Below are 17,180 nucleotides of genomic sequence, written 5' to 3'. Positions count from 1 at the left end.
CTGCCATGCGGCGAGGCGCTTACTCCGCGTAACCGACCGGCACTGCCATGCCGCTTTTCAGCACCTCCATCGAGATCGAGGCCGAAACGTCGAAGAGTTCGACCTTGCGCACAATCTGCTTATAGACGACATCGTAATGCTCGACGCGGGGCAAGACAACTTTCAGGATGTAGTCATAGTTTCCGGTCAGCCGGTGCGCCTCGACGATTTCAGGGATATCGCTGATCGCCCTGCGGAAATCCTCGATCCAGTCGTCGGCATGGTGGGCGGTCTTGATGAGAGCAAAGACGGTTGTGGGAACCCCCATGAGTGCGCGGTCGAGCACCGCGATCCGCCGCGCGACATAGCCCGTATCCTCAAGCCGCTGGATGCGCCTTGAACAGGCAGAGACCGACAGATGCACTTTCTCGGCGAGATCGCCGACGGACAGGCTCGCATCCTCCTGCAGCAAGGCGAGAATCTTCCTGTCCCTATCATCAATCACGCCAGACTCCTCCCCCAAGAACAACGATCACACAAATAATATTCGCCTGATCACCAATAGATGCAAAACATACGCGCCAAACCGGTTGAAGTCACCTGAGAACGACAGGACTTTTCACGCACCGGCCGTCATACTTTCCAAATCGCACAGACATGGAGACAGGATATGAGCATGCGCAAGATCGGCCTTATCGGGGGCATGAGCTTTGAAAGTTCGGCAGTCTACTACCGGATGATCAACGAGGCCGTGCGCGCCCGCCTGGGTGGCCTGCATTCTGCCGAGGTTATGCTCCATTCCATCGACTTCCAGACGATCGTCGACATGCAGAAAGCCGGCCGCTGGGATGACGCAGCGCAGCACCTGTCGAACGTTGCCAGGGGCCTCGAGGCTGCCGGCGCAGACTGCGTGCTGATCTGCACCAACACCATGCACTTGATCGCCGATGCCGTTCAGGCGTCGATATCAGTTCCGCTGATCAACATCATTGATGAGACGGCCGCCAGCCTGAACGCGGCCGGCATCAAGCGTCCGCTGCTGCTTGCCACTCGCTACACGATGGAGCACGGCTTCTACGGCGACCGCATGGCCCATCACGGCATCGAGATGATGGTCCCGAATGCGGATGGCCGCACGCTGGCGCATGACATCATCTTCAACGAACTCTGCGCCGGCAAGGTGATCGACAGTTCCCGCGAAGCGCTGATGCGCGTCATTGAAACCGCGAAAGAAAAGGGTGCCGATGCGGTCATTCTCGGCTGCACGGAAATCTGCCTGATCCTCGATCCGGCCGCCTTGCCGCTACCGGGTTTTGATTCCACGGCCTTGCACGCGGATGCCGCCGTCAGCTTTGCGCTCGAAGGTGTCGCCGCACAGGTCAGAAGTGCTGCCTGATCGCCAATTTAGTTGACTTAGTCAACTAAATATCCGACAAGGTCTTGATGGAGATCTTGTCTATGACTCATGCGGATTCTACCGACCAGTTGGCGACGATCGAGGCCATCAGAGCCTTCAATCGCCTTTACACCAACCAGCTCGGCCTGATCGGTAGGGCCTTTCTCGACAGCCCCTATTCGCTGACCGAGGCGCGCATCCTGTTCGAGCTCAATGCACGACCAGCCCCGGTTGCGCGCCAGATCGCCGAAGACCTGCAGCTTGACACGGCCTATCTCAGCCGCGTGATCAAGGCCTTTCGCGAACAGGGCCTGCTAACGACCCGGCCGGACCCGGCCGACAAACGCAGCCAGACCATCACGCTCACGACAAAAGGGCGAGCCGAAACAGCGGATCTCGCCGACCGCTCGCGACGGCAGATCACGCAACAACTGGGCAGGCTGTCCGAAAACCAGCAACGCTCGATGGTCCAAGCAATGGCGACGATTGCCACGCTGCTTTCGCACGATCCGGATCCGCAGACCAAATTCACGATCAGGGGTCATGCGCCCGGCGATATCGGCTGGATCGTTCACCGCCAGATGAAACTCTATGCCGCCGAATATGGCTGGAATAGCGACTATGAGGGCCTGATCTCCCGCATCGCCGGAGATTTCCTCATCGATTTCAAGCCCGGCCGCGAATATTGCTGGATCGCCGAAAAAGACGGCACCATCGCCGGATCGGTGTTTCTGGTCGATGCCGGCGATAGCCTCGCCAAGCTGCGCCTGCTCTATGTCGAACCCTTCGCCCGCGGCCTCGGCATTGGCAAGGCACTGGTGCAGACCTGCATCACCTTTGCCCGCGAGGCCGGATACCAGCAGCTGACGCTATGGACGAATGACGTGCTCATTGCCGCCCGCGGGATTTACGAGGCGGAAGGCTTTGTGCTGGTCGCGGAAGAACGCCATCACAGCTTCGGCAAGGACTTGAACGGTCAGACCTGGCAGCTCGATCTCTGATCGATCCGCCGATCAGGCCAAGTACCGATCAATCTTGCCGCCAATCCCGCTCGCGCAGGCCCGTCGCGGCAAAGGGATCGATCAGCGTGCCCGCGACGATCGAGGCCAGCAGGCGCTGGACAGGCGGAATGGTCGCCACGGTCGAAACCAGCCGGTCGCGGATCCAGGCGATGGCATGCGAATCGGATTGATAGAACGGGGTGAAGATCAGAGACAGGGCCTGAAACAACAGCACATGGTTGCGCCGGGCCTGCGCATAGGCTTGGAGCGCCGAGCCGAGATCAGACGCGGTGGACAGGGCATGCGACAGCGCTGCCGCATCGAGCAGCGCCATGTTGGCACCCTGCCCCAGTTGCGGACTGGTCGAATGTGCACTGTCGCCGATAAAGACCACATTGCCGGCAAATGGAGGCCTTGCGGTCCGATGCGCATAACGGGCCAAAGTCAACTGGTCCCAGTCTTGGATCTGATCGAGGAACGGCGCACACTCCGGCCAATAGTTGCGGATCACGTTTTTCCAGCGATCGAGACCGGCCGCCTTGACCTCCTCCGCATCGGCAACCTTCAGGCTCCAGAAAAGGCAACGCGCTCAGCCTCCCCAGGCTTCGCGCGACCGGCCGGCAGCACGCCGATCATCACCTTGGCGCGGTCGTAGCGCTGCGAGAGCGCCGTTCGGTCATAACGTGCCGCGCCGCCATCGAGGGTCGCCCAGAAGGCGCCGTAGGAAAGGTCGCGCACCTTTGGCGCCACCGCCGATCCGCCGATCAGCGGCGAGCGCGCACCGCTCGTATCAACCACGAGATCGTATACTCCGACCTGGTCGCCGGTCGCCGCGATCAGCGCCACGCCGCTCCCCGTTGCGGCAGTCCCTGCGAGCGGCAGGCCAGTCCGGATCGGGATGCCGGCCACAAGCACGGCATCGTGCAGCGTGTCGAACAAGGCGGCTCGCTGCACGGCAAGGCCGTAGCGGCCGCCGGGTGCCGCATCATAGCGAACATCAAGCACGGTGCGTCCGCTGCGTGCATCCGCACCGTGCAGGCGCTCGATCCGGCTGCCCAGCGCCCGGACCCTCTCGAACAGGCCAAGATCATCCAGCACCGTCAGCCCCGTTGGCTGCATCAGCAGGCCGGAGCCGACAGGTGCGGGTCGCTCGTACCGCTCCAGAATTTCGACATGATGGCCGGCGCGCGAGAGATACAGGGCAGCCGCAAGCCCCGCGGGGCCGGCACCGGCGATGCCGATATGCAAGGATTTCATCGGGCTAGATTTCTTTCGCGTCGTAAACGGCCCGTGCCTCTCTTATGGCGGTATGGTTTTCCACCGACCAATCGACCAGTTTCCGGAGCAAGGTCAAAAACGACGTGCCCAGCGGCGAAAGCCGGTATTCGACGCTCGGCGGCTGGGTCGGAAACACCCTCCGGTCGATGTAGCCGTCGCGTTGCAGATCGCGCAGGGTCTGCGTCAGCATGCGCTGTGAGATATCGGGGATCAGCCGCCGGAGCGCGGAAAAGCGCATCGGTCCCTCGGCAAGCGCCAGAATCATCAGCGTGTTCCATTTGCCGCCGATATTGTCGATCACGTCACGCACCGGGCAGTCGGATCGGGAAAACACCTGCCCCATCACGACTATGACCTGTTCGCCATCCACCTTGCCGGCAATCTTGTTCATGGGGTCGGTTCCTTCCGGGTAACTTCCGCAGAAAATACTGCCTCCTTTACAATCATCCGGAGATGACGAAATAAGAGCAGGTCTCATTTCGGAACCATATCTCGAAGCGGACACGGAAACAACACTCTTCGTTCGCTCGAAAACCAAAGGAAATTTGCAATGCCCGACACTCTTCTCGTCACCGGCGCCGCCGGCCAGCTCGGCCGCCTCGTGCTCGACAATCTCCTGGCGTCCGGCACGGAGCCCGCGCGCATCATCGCGCTGAGCCGCGATACCGCAAAGCTCGCCGATTATGCCGCCAAGGGCGTGCAGACGCGCAAGGCCGATTTCGATGACGCGGCGTCGCTCGACGCCGCCTTTGCAGGGGCCGACCGCATCCTGTTGATCTCCACCGATGCGGTGGACGAGCCGGGCAAGCGCCTGCGCCAGCACCTAGCTGCTGTTGCCGCCGCCAAGAAGGCCGGTGCCAAGCATATCCTCTACACATCGATGGCGAACCCGGACACCTCGGTCATCCCCTTTGCCCCGGACCACCTCGGCACCGAGACCGCCATCAAGGAAACCGGCATTCCCTACACGATCCTGCGCAATGGCTGGTACATGGAGAACCTCTTCCTGTCGCTGCCGCATGCCCTGTCGACCGGCCAGTGGTTCACCAGCACGGGCGAAGGCACGCTCGCCCATATCGCCCGCGCCGACATCGCAGCTGCAGCGGCAGCCGCCCTTGCCTCCACCGCCACAGACAGCAAGACCTATACGCTGACGGGCGCCACGGCCCATACGACGGACGAAATCGCCGGCCTGGTTACGGCTGCCACCGGCAAGCCGCTACAGGTCATCCAGATCACCGACGAACAGCTCGCCGGCGGTCTCGAAGCGGCCGGCCTTCCGGGCTTCATGATCCCGGTCATTGTTTCCTTCGACGCCAATACGCGTGAAGGCCACATCAGCATGGTCACCAACGACGCCATCACGCTCTCCGGTAAGCCGCTGACGACGCTTGCGAGCTTCCTCGAAGCCAACAAGGCAGCGCTGGCCGGATAACGTCTCTTTCCAGGTGGGCTCGTCAATCAGGGAGCCTGCAGTAACGGCAAAAACATCGAACCGCCTGTGGCAGTGCTGCAGGCGGTTTTTTCATGTGTTGCAAAAGTCATCCGTCAATGGCGTGCCGCAATGCGGTGACGGAGATACAAGCAATGAGATTGTTGACTAGGAAACTAAGTCGTACTAGTTTCCTAGTCAACGATAAGGACCTTCCATGCCACCCGTCTCAGATCTCACCGACCATACAGGCTACTGGATGCGCATGGTCTCGAATGCCGTATCGCAGGAATTCGCGCGCAAAGTCGCGGAAGAAGGTGTGACCGTGGCGGAATGGGCATTCATGCGGGCGCTCTACGATGTCGAGGCTATGGCGCCGTCAGCTCTTGCCGAGAGAATGGGTATGACCAAGGGCGCAATCAGCAAGCTCGCCGACCGGCTCCTGTCCAAAGGACTGATCGATCGAGCAGACAACACCAAGGACAAGCGTGCCCATAGCCTATCCCTCACCTCAGCGGGTCGAGCCAAGTTACCGGTTTTGGCAAGGCTCGCCGATCAGAACGACGCCGACTATTTTGGCCTCCTCACAAGTCAAGAGCACGAAATGCTCGACCGTATCCTGCGGGCGCTTGCTGAAAAGCGCGGGTTGAAGACTGCACCGACGGACTGAAACATCGAATTTTCGGACATTCCCACAGGAAAGGAAACCGCCCATGGACGCGGACCGGATTGCCATTGCCCAGACTTGCCTGAACGCGGCGCGTGATGCCAGCCTCAGCTTCCCCGAAATCGTCGGCAGGCTCATCACGACCGGCTTCGAGGGCTACATCGTGGATTATCGCCGGAATACGCAGACCTACTATCTGCCGGATGGCGACAGCGTCATGCTGGATATGCCCGCCTCCCTTGGCTCCGTCGCCAGCGCTTTCGACGCGGCGCAAGTTGAGGCACTGGTACGCGGGGCGCAGGCGAATGGCCAGGACTACAGCTATCAGGCCTTCTGCGAGAAGGTGAAGGCGGCAGGCTGCGCGGGCTATGTCGTCTCGTTTCTCGGCCGGCGCGTCGTCTATTTCGGCCGCACAGCCGAGACCCATGTCGAACACTTTCCCAAATGATGACGTAGAGCCGGCACTACGATCCGCTTTGCCGGCTGCTATCAGATATCCTGCCCGCAGGCCCGGCAGAAGCGGCGAACGGTCTCCGCCATGCCGTATTGCAGGGCGTCCGCGGTCAGGCCGTGGCCGATCGAGACCTCGGCCAGCGTCGGAATGCGCGCCACGAGCGCCGGCAGGTTCGCGACCGTCAGGTCATGGCCCGCATTCACCTCGAGGCCGAGCCGGATGGCGATATCCGCCGTCTGCCCAAGCTGCTCGGCAATCCGCAAGGCCGCAGCCGGATCGTCATAACAGCCGCCATAGGGGCCGGTATAAAGCTCGATGCGGTCGGCACCCGTCTCACGGGCAAGCGTGAGCGCCTCTTCATCCGGCTCGCCATCTGCAAACAGGGACACGCGAAAGCCCTTTTTCTTCAGGCGACCGACGACATCGCCGAGCAGGTTGTGGTTCTTGCGGAAATCCCAGCCATGGTCGGATGTCGCCTGTGCCGGATCATCAGGCACCAGTGTCACCTGCTCCGGCTGGTGCGCATCGACCAGATCGAGAAATTCTGGGTTGGGAAACCCTTCCATGTTGAATTCGGTCGAGGCAAATTCATCATCGATCAGGTTGCGGATCGGCTGCAGATCGGAAAAGCGGATATGGCGCTGGTCCGGGCGCGGATGAACCGTCAGCCCGCTTGCACCCGCCTCAAGCGCAATCCGGCCAAGATCGGTGACGGATGGCCAGGGCAGATCGCGCCGATTGCGAAGCATGGCGATTGCATTCAGGTTCACAGACAGTTTCGTCGGCATTTCGTAGCTTTCAATCGGACGGCGACAGGTGCCGCGCTACTTCTAACGCTTCGTCCGCAGACCCGCAATCGAAGCGCACTATGGCGGTCGCAAAATCGACGAAAAGTTATGATTCAATATATCCTGTAATACTCAAGTTTAATGAGCATCGCACCTGACAAGGGCTGGAAAATCCGTTTTAATGGCGACTCAATTGGGTGAGAGGCACCTTCGTAGCCGCTGGTTTTCGCCAAACTGCAGAGTCCACGCGCCTCTTGCGTAAGCTTTTAAACGAATTTTCGTCTGCATAAATGCGCGGATCGAGATCTTATTGGGATAAGCCTTCTATGAACGGCATGAAAAGCCAATGACCGTACAGGCCGAGAGACCCTGCGATGAGACGATCCGGTACTTGTTGGACCGCATCGTCTCCAGCGCGATATTTGCCCGCTCCGAGCGCCTGCGGGCCTTCTTCCGCTATGTCGTCACCAAGGAGTTGGAGGGCGCCGGCCAACAGTTGAAGGGCTATACCATCGGCATCGACGTGTTCGGGCGTCCCCAGGCGTTCAATGCCGACAGCGATCCCCTCGTGCGGGTTCACGCAGGTAAACTTCGCAAACTGCTCGACGCCTATTACGCCGGCGAAGGCAGAAGTGAAAAATGGAAGATCATTATTCCAAAAGGAACCTATGTTCCCGAATATCATCGGCAGGTTCTTGAATATCAGCGCCAGCCTCAAGACGAGCCGTGGACTGCCGCTTCCGAGCGCGAGGCACAATCCGTGTCCATACCGGCCCCCTCGACCGTTGAAGTGCGTTCCGCCAGTGCTCCCAAAAGACCGACGAACAAAGCGCCGGCTTGGCTGCCCGCGCCACTATCCTCACCCCTTTCCCTCCTATCGGTCCTGCCGCTGCTTCTCCTTGCTCCGCTGACCTCCCCGGTATGACCGGCAATATCGAAGCGAATGCGACACTTTCCGCCATCATTCACGCGCCTCAGAGAATTTCTCACGCCTTGCCCCGCCTGACGGTCCGGTCCACCTGGCCCGCGGCTGGAAAGGCTACCGAATTCGCCAATGCGGTGCGCGAGGCCTCCACGAACTATAACACGATCGAAAAGACGAGCGGTCCGATGAAGCGGGTGACGGACAATCAGACGCTCTCACCGCTGTTGTTCACGATTGAGGTCTCGCAACAGGTATCGCCTTCGGCATTGATCGTTACGCTCGTGAACGACAAATCCGGCGAGAAACTCATGACCGAGATGATCGGCGAAGCACGTCTGACGGACGAGACCGATATTCTCTTCGAAAGCGTGTCCCTCGTCTCCCGTATTCTATCCGTGCGCGGCGACATCTTTCGCTTCGCGACAGAAAAAACATCCAGAGCAGTTTGATGAACTGCATGGTCAGCACCGATGCATATCGCCGGATTCAGACAAAAGAGACGTTCCAGGTCGCAAATACCTGCCAGGAACAGCTGTCGCCGGCCCATCGCAAGGGCCTTACCTTCGTGATCAGCGCCAGCGCACTACCTGGCATTCTCGACCGGTAGGTTAAGTTTCCCTCCACAGTATAGTTTTACCAAAAATATGAGAAATCGCCGGAAAATCTGGTATTTTTCGGCGAAACCGTCGTAAAATGCGGGTTTTTATCCCCAATATTACGGACTTTTAAAATATGTGGCGCGCGTATACCGTGAAGCTGTAAGTCGGGAGGATCGGCCTGGTTGCTCATCAGGCAAGCACAATGTTCAGCGTTTCCGTTAAGGACCGGAGTGCACTATCGGGGGCAGGCAGGATTCTGGAATTTTTCAGAACAAGCCGTCGGGACAGCCCTGTTTGCTGATCCTGCACGGACATCGGTTTCCATCCGACGGCCGCAGGCATACTGCAATCGGGGGCATTGGAAAGCATGCAAGACAAGATCATGGCCGTCCGCAAGGACCAACAAAGCACGGGTTTTCTGCCGCATCTTCCCCTTCCCGGTACGATCGCGGAAAACCAGGTCGCCATTGCCGACATGGCCGATGCCTTCGGCGTCACGCATCGAACCTTGCATTTTTACGAGGAAAAGGGCCTGCTGTCGGCCAAGCGCGTCGGACCGATGCGCGTCTATGATGCAGACGACGTCAGGCGCATGGCCGTCATCAATGCCTGTCGCGAGATCGACATGCCGATCTCCGCCATCCAGGAGCTCATGGACACCCTGTCCGGCACATCAGATCAATCCGAAGCTGATCAGATGTTCGAAACAGCGCTGCATGCCCGCAAACGCGAACTTGGCGCCCAGCAATCCATATTGCGCCGCCAGATGCAACGCATCAGCGAATTGCTCGAATCCGCAGCAGAAGGCGACAGCGAGCGGGCCCTGCCGGCACCGTGCATCCATCTTTCGCCCATCGAGCTCAAATGTCTCGGGTTCATGGCGGAAGGCTATCCGGCACACCGCATAGCCGTTCTGATGGACATGGACATTACGGCCGTGCTGACCTTGGAATCCGATATCATCCGCAAGTTCAACGGCCACAACCGCTTTCAGGCGGTCGCCAAGGCTGTTCTGCTCGGTCACGTGGCAACAGACTGAGTAGACTACTGCCAAGCCGCAATAGTGAAACAACCGCGAAAATTACTTTCGCCTAAAATAAAATATTAAGCATCTTCCGGCTTACTGGGGGCGGGAATGATTTCCGCCAGCGCTTTTGCGCCCTTTTTACCCCTGTATTTTAGCGTTTTATTTCGAGCAGCCAGCCTGCCCGCTGCCGAACCGTGCGAGACAAACATGAGAAACCTCAAGATTTCACGCCAGCTCATCCTTCTGGTCCTCGCCCTTATCGGCATGTTCGCAACAACTGTGTATTTCCAGATTGCCGCCTCGACAGCAGCGCTGTACAACGAGCGCTATGAGATGCTGAGGACCGAGACCGAAACCGCCGTCTCGATCCTGAAACAGTTTCGCGAGCGCGAACTGGCTGGAACCCTGACGCAGGAACAGGCAAAAGCAGAGGCTTTCGCTCTCATCAACGGCATGAAATACAATCCCGACGGCTATTTCTTCGGCTATGACTATGACGTCAATATGATGTTCCACTTCGACAAGAAGAAGGTCGGCCAAAACCTGAAGAACAAGCCGGATCCGACGGGTCACCTGTATCGCGAAGAACTGGTGAAGCTGGGACAGCAGGGTGGCGGCCGTACGGATTTCTACGGCCCCAAGCCGGGCGCGAAGGAAGACGCGTTGTTCCGCAAGAGCGCCTATGCCCTTGCCTTCGATCCCTGGAAAGTCGTCGTCGTCACGGGCCTCTATATCGACGATCTGGACGCCCAGGTGAATGCGACGATCTGGAAGGCCGTATCGGCGGGGCTGGTCGTTCTCCTGCTTGGCACTGCCGCCGCCTTCTATGTCATTCGTGGAATCACCGGGCCGCTCGCAGCCATTCACAGTGCCTTGGAAGCCGTGGCGGACGAGGATGTGAACCGCACCATCCCACACACCGATCTTAGCAACGAAGTCGGCATGATGGCGAAGGCCACGCTCTCGCTTCAGGACAAGATCAGAGATCGTCACGCTCTGGCCAGACGCCAGAAGGAGCAGGACGAGGAAATCAACGCCGAGCGCCAGCAGAACGTCCAGGCACAGCAGGCGGAAGCCGCCTTGCAAGCCCGCGTTGTCGCCACGATCGGCGTGACGCTCGAGGGCTTGGCCCAAGGCGACCTGACCGTACGTTGCGCCGATCTTGGCCCCAGCTACGCAACCCTGCGCGACAACTTCAACACGGCGCTGTCCGGCCTTGAGGCTGCGATGTCGCGGGTCAATATGAAGGGCGCAGACATTAGCGGCAGCAAGGAAGAAATCCGCCGCGCTTCCGGCGAATTGGCAAAACGCACGGAAATGCAGGCCGCAAACCTCGAGGAAGCATCGGCAGCCCTCGACCAACTCGCCGTGGCCGTGCGGCAGACGGCCGAAGGGGCGCACGACGCGGCCAAACGCGTGACCTCAGTGAGCGGAGAAGCAAGCCACAGCGACGAAATCGTGGAACAGGCAATCCAGGCCATGGGCGGCATCGAAAGCTCTTCTGACGAAATCGGCAAGATCATCGGCGTCATCGACGAAATCGCCTTCCAGACCAACCTTCTGGCCCTGAACGCAGGGGTCGAGGCGGCACGGGCCGGAGAATCCGGCAAGGGCTTTGCCGTGGTCGCCCAGGAAGTCCGTGAACTCGCCCAGCGCTCTGCTGCTGCCGCCAAGGAAATCAAAGTGCAAATCGCCCGCTCATCCGGACAGGTAGCGTCGGGCGTGCGTCTTGTCGGTGAGGCCGGTGAAGCACTGAAGCGCATATCGGCCCAGATCAAGAGCGCTAACGACATCGTCAGCAAGATCGCCCACAGCGCGTCAGAACAGGACACAACGCTGCGTAGCATCTCCAGCACGGTCAACCAGCTCGACGTCGCAACCCAGCAGAACGCTGCCATGGCCGAGGAAACGACCGCATCCGCCGAACTTCTGGCGAGCGACACGGAAGATCTGTTGAACCTGATCCGCAGCTTCCGGATCTCGAACAACGCCGCGCATAGCGACCAGACATCAATGCGCCGCGCCAGCTGAACGGCAGGGGTGGCCACCCGAACTGCCGGACCTTCTGGCCCGGCAGGATCGGTCTACCGGGACAGATCGCGCCCATCGGGATATTCGCCGGGGCCCTTGATCTCGATTTTGGTTCCAAAAGGATCATGGATATAGAACGAATGCCCCATGCCGCGGGCACCGCCGTGGAAAGCCTCCTGCAGGATTTCGACCCCATGGCTTGCCAGATGCGTCCGCAGCGCGTCGTGATCGAAAGGGCTGGTGGCAATACAGATGTGATCGACATTGCGGCCACCGGCGACAGGAGGCACCGCCTTTTGTGCGCCGGGATGGGTTGTGTCCCACAAGACGATCAGCGACGATCCGCACCAGACCTGTTCCATTCCGAGCGCCGGGTAGGAATAACCCGGCACGCAGCCCATGACGTCGAAATAGAATTTGAGCGCACGATCCATATCGTCGATCAGAAGCACGACGTGATCAATGCCGACAAGGGTGAATGGAGTTGCCATGGGAAGCGCCTGTGTTTTCCGCCATTGATGTTCAATGACGATCCGGGTTCAATCGTATTGGCATTCTCCCGCGAGAGTGCACGCGGAAACACCGACATTCAAATCGAATGCGCTCCCATGTCTGCAAACGCCGGTTAGCGCACGATCGTCAGCGTCTCGGCCGCCCGCGTGATCGCGGTATAGAGCCAGCGTTCGCGGGTGTCGCGGAAGGCCCAACTCTCATCGAAAAGAACCACATTGTTCCATTGCGACCCCTGCGCTTTGTGAACGGTCAGCGCATAGCCATAGTCGAATTCGTCATAGCGCTTGCGCGTCGCCCAGGGAATTTCACCCTCGACATTCTCGAATGCGCTCTTGAGCAGCTTGATCTTGGCAGCACCACGATCCATGTCGTCGTCCTCAGGACGGATCATCAGATTGATGCCGGGCTTCACCGTTTCCTTGGACGAGGTCATCACCTGCCAGAGCGAGCCGTTGAGCAGGCCCTTGGCCGGATCGTTGCGCAGGCATACGAGCTTGTCGCCGGATTGCGGGTATTCTGTCGCAAAACCTTTCAGTTCGCGCAGCCGCATATTGTAGCGCCGCCGCGTCTTGTTCGTTCCGACCAGAACCTGGTCCGCGTCCAGCACGAGGCTTTGCGTCACTTCGTTCTTGGAAATCACCTGCGCGGTGCCCCAGTCGCCGTGCATGATCTCCTTGCCCTCGCGCACATGCATGGCAAGCTGGATGATCGGATTATCGCGCGCCTGCCGGTGGATATCCGTCAGCAGATAGTCCGGCTCCTCATTGGTAAAATAGCCGCCACCGGAGACCGGCGGCAACTGACCGGGATCGCCGAGCACGAGGATCGGCGTGCCAAAACTCATCAGGTCCTTGCCGAGCGCCTCGTCCACCATCGAGCATTCATCGACGACGATCAGGGCTGCCTTGGCAACGGGGCTCTGCCGGTTGATCGAGAACATCGGCGATACCGAGGTCTTGCCGGTTTCCTCGTCGGAGACTTCCTCCTCGCCGCGTGGGCGATAAATCAGCGAATGGATCGTCCGGGCATTCGTCGCCCCCTTGGAGCGCAGCACCTGAGCCGCCTTGCCGGTAAAGGCGGCAAACAGCACTTCGCCCTCGACATGCTCGGCAAAATGCCGGGCCAGCGTCGTCTTGCCGGTGCCGGCATAGCCGAACAGCCGAAAAAGTGGCGAGCGGCCTTCCTTCAGCCAGCGCGAAACGGCCTTGAGGGCCTCGTCCTGTTGCGGTGCAAATTCCATCTCCGATCTATTGCCCGATTCTGCACCGGCCTGTCGCCCCGAGCCACATAACGGCCGTGATTCCGGAAACTCTCTTCCCTGTTCCGGGTGATTGAAATTCCACCCGGAACAGCCAGAATCCGCCACAGATGGCGCGTATCGTCCGGCTGTCCCACGTGTTAGCACTGCCGTCGAAACTACCGCGCGCCGATCCGACCGAAAGAACCTACGTGACGCCTGCCCCACCCGAAGTGCCGCCGTCCCCCATCGCATCAGGCATCGGCCGCAAGCCTCCCATTGCGCAATGGACCATCCTGCTCGCCTTGTCGCTCGGCCTTTCCATTCTTCTGGAACAGCTCGGACTGCCGGCCGCCCTCCTGATAGGCCCGATGGTCTCTGCTGCGATCGTCGGCATCAAAGGCGGTACCATCCGCCTGCCCCGGCCGCTTTATCTCTGCGCCCAGGCGATGATCGGCATGATGGTTGCCGGTGCCATTGACGGTGGCATCTTCTCGACCTTTCTGGGCAATTGGCCGCTGTTTCTCAGTCTAGTCCTGTCCGTCATCGCGATGAGCACGCTCTCCGGCTGGACGCTGAGCCGCCTCAACATCCTGCCCGGCACCACGGCGATCTGGGGCACGTCCGCCGGAGCCGCAAGCTCCATGCTTGTCATGGCGGATGCTTTCGGGGCCGATATCAGGCTCGTCGCCTTCATGCAATATCTTCGCGTGGTCTGCGTCGCCGCCGCAGCCTCGATCGTCGCCCATCTCTGGGTCGATGGCGACACCGCAGCGTCTGCGATCGTCTGGTTCGGCGCCATCGACGCGGCAGCTTTCGCAAAGACACTCGCCGTGGCGACCATAGGGGCCGTCGTCGGGCGGTTTTTGCGCATCCCGGCCGGCATCTTCCTCGTGCCCTTCGTGGCCGGCACGGTCTTGAGCACCACGGGATATCTGACGATCGAACTGCCCGAATGGCTGCTGGCGCTAAGTTACGCCATGCTCGGCTGGAACATCGGGCTTGGTTTTACGCGGCCGATCCTCGCCCATGCCCGCCGCGCGCTGTTGCCGATCGTCCTGTCGATCTTTTTCTCATGGCCTTTTGCGGTTTTCTCGCGTTTCTCCTCACGCAATTTGCCGGCGTCGATGCGCTGACGGCCTATCTCGCGACCAGTCCCGGCGGCATGGATTCCGTCGCCATCATCGCCGCCTCCAGCAATGTCGATGTCTCCTTCGTCATGGCGCTGCAAACCGCCCGCCTGCTGATCATCATGGCCTGCGGCCCCTCGCTTGCCCGCTTCGTCGCCCGCAAGGCCGGCGGTCATGAAAAGCCGGACATGCATCTGTAGCGAGTTTTGCGGCATAAAGGGCAGGAGCCTAGCGTTTTGCCGCATTCTCCAGCCGGATCGGCTGACCGTGCGGCGTGGCTTCCGCCGCCTGCTGCCATTGCTTGGTCAAGCCGTCGAGCTGGGCTGCAGATGTGATCGACAGTTCCGTGACCAGACGCGACAGGGCAGCGACCCAGCAATCGTAATAGTCGCTCGCATCAGCGCGGCGCCCCGGCCGGTAAAGTTCCTGCGACAGAACCTCCGCCCATTCGCTCCAGGAAAACACGCCCTTTTCATGCAGATGCACCGTCATGGCAAAGGCTTCCGCCTGCCAGGGCTCGGCAAAGGCCGGTTCACCCTCGCGCGATTTCGGCAGGCCTGGCGACAACGTAAGCGACGGTTTTGCGTCATGCGTGTTCAAGATAGCTCTCCCAGGCGTCAATCGAGACGGTCAGCGATGGATCGGCGCCCTCGCCCCAGATTTCCTTGGCATCGAACACCACCGTATAGACCCATTGCGGATTTTCGCCCTTGCCATGGGCATTATCGTCAGGAAAGACGTAAGTCCCCTGCACCGCCTCGACGATCCCCCGTTTGGCTCTTGCATAGCGCGGCAGGCGGGTGTGCGTCTCGGGATTGAAGTTCTTCGTGCGCACCCGGTCGCCCACCGCAAAAGCCTGCGGTGCGTCCAGTGGCCGGTCGCAGGGTCCACCCTTGGCAAGAACGGCCGGTACCATTTCCGCCGTCAGGGTTCGCTTTGGCTCCGTACCCTTGTTGAGCATCTGCCCAGCAGAAAGCTCGGCTGCCGAAACGAAACCATGCCGCTGCAGAAGCGTCTCCAGCGCCCGGGTCCAGACCTCGTAATAGCTTGCCGACAGATAGGTCGCAGGCGCAAGGTTTTCGCGGGCATGCCGGCTTTCGTCGATCGTCCAGGCCCCGAAGGCGCCGCAGGACAGCGTCACCCCGAGCGCCCGCTTTTCCCATTCGGCGTGAAAGATCGGTTCGTCTTTTTCCGGAGCAACCGGCCCCATGCCATGCTGACCGCCAAGATCGTGGGGACCGTTCATCACACAGCCTCCGGCAGCCGCACGAGCCCCGTGCCGATCATCGCATCGCGGGTCACCAGATCTGCGAGGCGCTCGGCATCGAAACCTTCCGTGCCGCTTGGCCGTTCGGGGATGACGAGATAGCGCAGTTCCGCCGTCGAATCCCAGACGCGGATCTTCGTCGTTTCCGGCAGCACCACGCCGAATTCGGCAAGCACACCACGCGGATCGATCACGGCACGCGCCCGGTAAGGCGGCGCCTTGTACCAGACCGGCGGCAGGCCGAGCACTGCCCATGGGTAGCAGGAGCACAGCGTGCAGACGATCAGATTGTGCGTATCGGGCGTATTGAACACCGCCCGCATATGCTCGCCCTGCCGTCCGGAATAGCCGAGACTGGCGATCGCCGCCGTCGCGTCAGCCTTCAGCCAATCGGCGAAATCCGGCTCCGTCCAGGATTTTGCGACAATGCGGGCGCCATTGCGCGGCCCGATCTTCGTCTCGTAGGTCTCAACGATCGCGTCGATCGCCGCCGGGTCGATCAGCCCCTTCTGGGTCAGCACCGTTTCCAGCGCCTTCACCCGCGCCTGCATCTCCGAAAAGTGGTTGTCATGGTCGCCGTGATGATGATGGTGATCGTCGTGTTGCATGGTTTCCTCGGTGCTCTTCATGAGCCGGGCTCGGTTAGCGGTTGTCCGGCTGGCAGGCTCTTACCGATGTTGCCCTCCAGAAGGTGCAGGAAGGGACGCGGCTCGAGCTTGCCGGGCTGCGTGAATGGATTTGAGAAGGCGAAGATGAAGAACAGGATGATGCCGGAATATGCGCCGAAGATCGACAGCAGCATCATATGCGTTCGCGACGGCCGATAGACATAAAAGGGCACCGCCAGAAGGGCGAGGCCAATCAGCGCCGGCGCCCAGAACAGGCCGCTGAACCCACCGCCGGCGGTCTGCTCGCGGATCTGCCGGAAGCGGGCGATCTCGGTCACGCGGTTGCGCATGCGCTCGATCAGGTAACGTTCCCGATCCGTCGTCGGCGTCAGGTCCAGAAGCCGGTTGTAGACCCCGTTCCATTCCGCCCATACTTTTGGCGACAGGCCCTGGTGATGGCCGAGCATCTGCCATTCCTCGCCGACAACCAATATCAGGTAGCGTGCAAGCCCCTCCTGAACCGGCACCACCAGCGGGCCGCCATGGCGTTTCGCGTCATTGTAGACATCGGCGATGGCAACCGATTCTTCCATCAGGTTGTTGCGGATGCCTTTGTAGTCGTCGAGTTCCTGCGCATAGACGAGAGCGAGAATAAGCCCATGCAGGGCAGCGATGCGCACGGCGATCGTGTTGGCCGCATCATGGGTTCTGTCCCCCTCGGCACCCGGCGCCAACACTTTACGCGCAAGTGCATAACAGCTGAAGACGATGGCCAGCGCGCCGGTGACGAACAGAAGCCCCATGAAAATCGATAGGATGAAACCCGGCATGCTTTTCAGTCCGCTCTC

The 17,180-nt window shown here is 60.3% G+C and carries 20 protein-coding genes and 1 pseudogene; 10 read left to right on the top strand and 11 right to left on the bottom strand.

What is annotated here, in order from left to right; genetic code table 11:
* Positions 1-19 precede the first annotated feature (19 nt).
* The gene (locus P6U16_RS20060) at positions 20-484 is read right to left on the bottom strand and encodes an Lrp/AsnC family transcriptional regulator (protein ID WP_277701938.1); all 465 of its coding nucleotides are present in this window, start codon (positions 482-484) and stop codon (positions 20-22) included.
* 165 nt (positions 485-649) lie between these two features.
* Here P6U16_RS20060 and P6U16_RS20055 point away from each other — a divergent pair, with 165 nt between their 5' ends.
* Complete coding sequence (locus P6U16_RS20055) at positions 650-1,375, top strand: aspartate/glutamate racemase family protein (RefSeq protein ID WP_277701937.1); 726 nt, start codon at positions 650-652, stop codon at positions 1,373-1,375.
* A gap of 62 nt (positions 1,376-1,437) precedes the next feature.
* Entirely contained in the window at positions 1,438-2,376 is a 939-nt protein-coding gene (locus P6U16_RS20050) for a helix-turn-helix domain-containing GNAT family N-acetyltransferase (protein WP_277701936.1), read from the top strand.
* Positions 2,377-2,404: 28 nt separating this feature from the next.
* On the opposite strand, the gene P6U16_RS28450 is transcribed toward P6U16_RS20050, so the two are convergent.
* From P6U16_RS28450 to P6U16_RS20040, 3 genes are read right to left on the bottom strand one after another with little or no spacing between them, the layout of a single operon-like run.
* Positions 2,405-2,887 carry an FAD-dependent monooxygenase gene (locus P6U16_RS28450; protein WP_349017667.1) on the bottom strand — a complete coding sequence of 161 codons (483 nt, stop codon included), beginning with the start codon at positions 2,885-2,887 and terminating at the stop codon, positions 2,405-2,407.
* 53 nt (positions 2,888-2,940) lie between these two features.
* Entirely contained in the window at positions 2,941-3,633 is a 693-nt protein-coding gene (locus P6U16_RS28445) for an FAD-dependent monooxygenase (RefSeq protein WP_349017666.1), read from the bottom strand.
* 4 nt (positions 3,634-3,637) lie between these two features.
* The gene (locus tag P6U16_RS20040) at positions 3,638-4,045 is read right to left on the bottom strand and encodes a helix-turn-helix domain-containing protein (protein WP_277701935.1); all 408 of its coding nucleotides are present in this window, start codon (positions 4,043-4,045) and stop codon (positions 3,638-3,640) included.
* Between the two features lie 159 nt (positions 4,046-4,204).
* Here P6U16_RS20040 and P6U16_RS20035 point away from each other — a divergent pair, with 159 nt between their 5' ends.
* The 3 genes from P6U16_RS20035 (at position 4,205) to P6U16_RS20025 (ending at position 6,201) form a co-directional block, all read left to right on the top strand.
* Positions 4,205-5,089 (top strand): NmrA family NAD(P)-binding protein, encoded by an 885-nt coding sequence (locus tag P6U16_RS20035; RefSeq protein ID WP_277701934.1) that lies wholly within the window; start codon positions 4,205-4,207, stop codon positions 5,087-5,089.
* A 214-nt stretch (positions 5,090-5,303) separates the two neighbouring features.
* Positions 5,304-5,756, top strand: a complete 453-nt coding sequence (locus tag P6U16_RS20030) for a MarR family transcriptional regulator (protein WP_277701933.1) — start codon at positions 5,304-5,306, stop codon at positions 5,754-5,756.
* Between the two features lie 43 nt (positions 5,757-5,799).
* On the top strand, positions 5,800-6,201 hold the full coding sequence (locus P6U16_RS20025) for a DUF1398 family protein (protein ID WP_277701932.1): 402 nt from the start codon (positions 5,800-5,802) through the stop codon (positions 6,199-6,201).
* A 41-nt stretch (positions 6,202-6,242) separates the two neighbouring features.
* Here the strand turns inward: P6U16_RS20025 and P6U16_RS20020 are convergent, their stop codons facing one another.
* Positions 6,243-6,995 (bottom strand): pyridoxine 5'-phosphate synthase, encoded by a 753-nt coding sequence (locus P6U16_RS20020; protein WP_277701931.1) that lies wholly within the window; start codon positions 6,993-6,995, stop codon positions 6,243-6,245.
* A gap of 346 nt (positions 6,996-7,341) precedes the next feature.
* Between P6U16_RS20020 and P6U16_RS20015 the strand changes: the two genes are divergently transcribed.
* From P6U16_RS20015 to P6U16_RS20000, 4 genes are all read left to right on the top strand, one after another.
* Positions 7,342-7,920, top strand: coding sequence for a hypothetical protein (locus P6U16_RS20015; protein ID WP_277701930.1), 579 nt, complete (start codon positions 7,342-7,344; stop codon positions 7,918-7,920).
* Positions 7,917-8,369, top strand: a complete 453-nt coding sequence (locus P6U16_RS20010; protein ID WP_277701929.1) for a hypothetical protein — start codon at positions 7,917-7,919, stop codon at positions 8,367-8,369. The genes P6U16_RS20015 and P6U16_RS20010 overlap by 4 nt, the downstream gene beginning before the upstream one ends.
* Positions 8,370-8,886: 517 nt before the next feature.
* Positions 8,887-9,558, top strand: coding sequence for a MerR family transcriptional regulator (locus P6U16_RS20005; protein WP_277701928.1), 672 nt, complete (start codon positions 8,887-8,889; stop codon positions 9,556-9,558).
* Positions 9,559-9,753: 195 nt separating this feature from the next.
* On the top strand, positions 9,754-11,577 hold the full coding sequence (locus P6U16_RS20000) for a methyl-accepting chemotaxis protein (RefSeq protein WP_277701927.1): 1,824 nt from the start codon (positions 9,754-9,756) through the stop codon (positions 11,575-11,577).
* A gap of 53 nt (positions 11,578-11,630) precedes the next feature.
* Here the strand turns inward: P6U16_RS20000 and P6U16_RS19995 are convergent, their stop codons facing one another.
* Together P6U16_RS19995 and P6U16_RS19990 are read right to left on the bottom strand one after the other, a co-directional pair.
* Positions 11,631-12,068, bottom strand: coding sequence for a VOC family protein (locus P6U16_RS19995; RefSeq protein ID WP_277701926.1), 438 nt, complete (start codon positions 12,066-12,068; stop codon positions 11,631-11,633).
* A 134-nt stretch (positions 12,069-12,202) separates the two neighbouring features.
* Positions 12,203-13,330 (bottom strand): ATP-dependent RecD-like DNA helicase, encoded by a 1,128-nt coding sequence (locus P6U16_RS19990; protein ID WP_277701925.1) that lies wholly within the window; start codon positions 13,328-13,330, stop codon positions 12,203-12,205.
* 230 nt (positions 13,331-13,560) lie between these two features.
* Between P6U16_RS19990 and P6U16_RS19985 the strand changes: the two are divergent.
* Positions 13,561-14,657: pseudogene (locus P6U16_RS19985) on the top strand (AbrB family transcriptional regulator).
* Positions 14,658-14,685: 28 nt separating this feature from the next.
* Here P6U16_RS19985 and P6U16_RS19980 read toward each other — a convergent pair.
* Genes P6U16_RS19980 through P6U16_RS19965 form a run of 4 tightly spaced genes read right to left on the bottom strand, consistent with a single transcriptional unit; the run spans position 14,686 to position 17,162 of the window.
* Positions 14,686-15,057, bottom strand: coding sequence for a nitrile hydratase accessory protein (locus P6U16_RS19980; protein ID WP_277701924.1), 372 nt, complete (start codon positions 15,055-15,057; stop codon positions 14,686-14,688).
* Complete coding sequence (gene nthB / locus P6U16_RS19975) at positions 15,044-15,703, bottom strand: nitrile hydratase subunit beta (RefSeq protein ID WP_277701923.1); 660 nt, start codon at positions 15,701-15,703, stop codon at positions 15,044-15,046. The genes P6U16_RS19980 and nthB overlap by 14 nt, the downstream gene beginning before the upstream one ends.
* On the bottom strand, positions 15,703-16,353 hold the full coding sequence (gene nthA, locus P6U16_RS19970; protein ID WP_277701922.1) for a nitrile hydratase subunit alpha: 651 nt from the start codon (positions 16,351-16,353) through the stop codon (positions 15,703-15,705). The genes nthB and nthA overlap by 1 nt, the downstream gene beginning before the upstream one ends.
* Positions 16,350-17,162: a hypothetical protein gene (locus P6U16_RS19965; RefSeq protein ID WP_277701921.1), complete on the bottom strand. Its 813-nt coding sequence runs from the start codon at positions 17,160-17,162 to the stop codon at positions 16,350-16,352. The genes nthA and P6U16_RS19965 overlap by 4 nt, the downstream gene beginning before the upstream one ends.
* Between the last annotated feature and the right edge of the window lie 18 nt (positions 17,163-17,180).

This window comes from Rhizobium sp. 32-5/1 (assembly GCF_029537235.1).
Taxonomy (GTDB): Bacteria; Pseudomonadota; Alphaproteobacteria; order Rhizobiales; family Rhizobiaceae; genus Pararhizobium.
This window is presented reverse-complemented; position numbering and strand designations above follow the sequence as displayed.

What these genes read in the sequence shown, in the direction of transcription:
- P6U16_RS20000 (WP_277701927.1), top strand. Translation starts at nt 9,754, where the DNA reads ATGAGAAACCTCAAGATTTCACGCCAGCTCATCCTTCTGGTCCTCGCC.
- P6U16_RS20005 (WP_277701928.1), top strand. Translation starts at nt 8,887, where the DNA reads ATGCAAGACAAGATCATGGCCGTCCGCAAGGACCAACAAAGCACGGGT.
- P6U16_RS28445 (WP_349017666.1), bottom strand. Translation starts at nt 3,633, where the DNA reads ATGAAATCCTTGCATATCGGCATCGCCGGTGCCGGCCCCGCGGGGCTT.
- P6U16_RS20040 (WP_277701935.1), bottom strand. Translation starts at nt 4,045, where the DNA reads ATGAACAAGATTGCCGGCAAGGTGGATGGCGAACAGGTCATAGTCGTG.
- P6U16_RS20055 (WP_277701937.1), top strand. Translation starts at nt 650, where the DNA reads ATGAGCATGCGCAAGATCGGCCTTATCGGGGGCATGAGCTTTGAAAGT.
- P6U16_RS19995 (WP_277701926.1), bottom strand. Translation starts at nt 12,068, where the DNA reads ATGGCAACTCCATTCACCCTTGTCGGCATTGATCACGTCGTGCTTCTG.
- P6U16_RS20030 (WP_277701933.1), top strand. Translation starts at nt 5,304, where the DNA reads ATGCCACCCGTCTCAGATCTCACCGACCATACAGGCTACTGGATGCGC.
- P6U16_RS20020 (WP_277701931.1), bottom strand. Translation starts at nt 6,995, where the DNA reads ATGCCGACGAAACTGTCTGTGAACCTGAATGCAATCGCCATGCTTCGC.
- P6U16_RS20035 (WP_277701934.1), top strand. Translation starts at nt 4,205, where the DNA reads ATGCCCGACACTCTTCTCGTCACCGGCGCCGCCGGCCAGCTCGGCCGC.
- P6U16_RS20010 (WP_277701929.1), top strand. Translation starts at nt 7,917, where the DNA reads ATGACCGGCAATATCGAAGCGAATGCGACACTTTCCGCCATCATTCAC.
- P6U16_RS19990 (WP_277701925.1), bottom strand. Translation starts at nt 13,330, where the DNA reads ATGGAATTTGCACCGCAACAGGACGAGGCCCTCAAGGCCGTTTCGCGC.
- nthA (WP_277701922.1), bottom strand. Translation starts at nt 16,353, where the DNA reads ATGAAGAGCACCGAGGAAACCATGCAACACGACGATCACCATCATCAT.
- nthB (WP_277701923.1), bottom strand. Translation starts at nt 15,703, where the DNA reads ATGAACGGTCCCCACGATCTTGGCGGTCAGCATGGCATGGGGCCGGTT.
- P6U16_RS19965 (WP_277701921.1), bottom strand. Translation starts at nt 17,162, where the DNA reads ATGCCGGGTTTCATCCTATCGATTTTCATGGGGCTTCTGTTCGTCACC.
- P6U16_RS20025 (WP_277701932.1), top strand. Translation starts at nt 5,800, where the DNA reads ATGGACGCGGACCGGATTGCCATTGCCCAGACTTGCCTGAACGCGGCG.
- P6U16_RS20015 (WP_277701930.1), top strand. Translation starts at nt 7,342, where the DNA reads ATGACCGTACAGGCCGAGAGACCCTGCGATGAGACGATCCGGTACTTG.
- P6U16_RS20050 (WP_277701936.1), top strand. Translation starts at nt 1,438, where the DNA reads ATGACTCATGCGGATTCTACCGACCAGTTGGCGACGATCGAGGCCATC.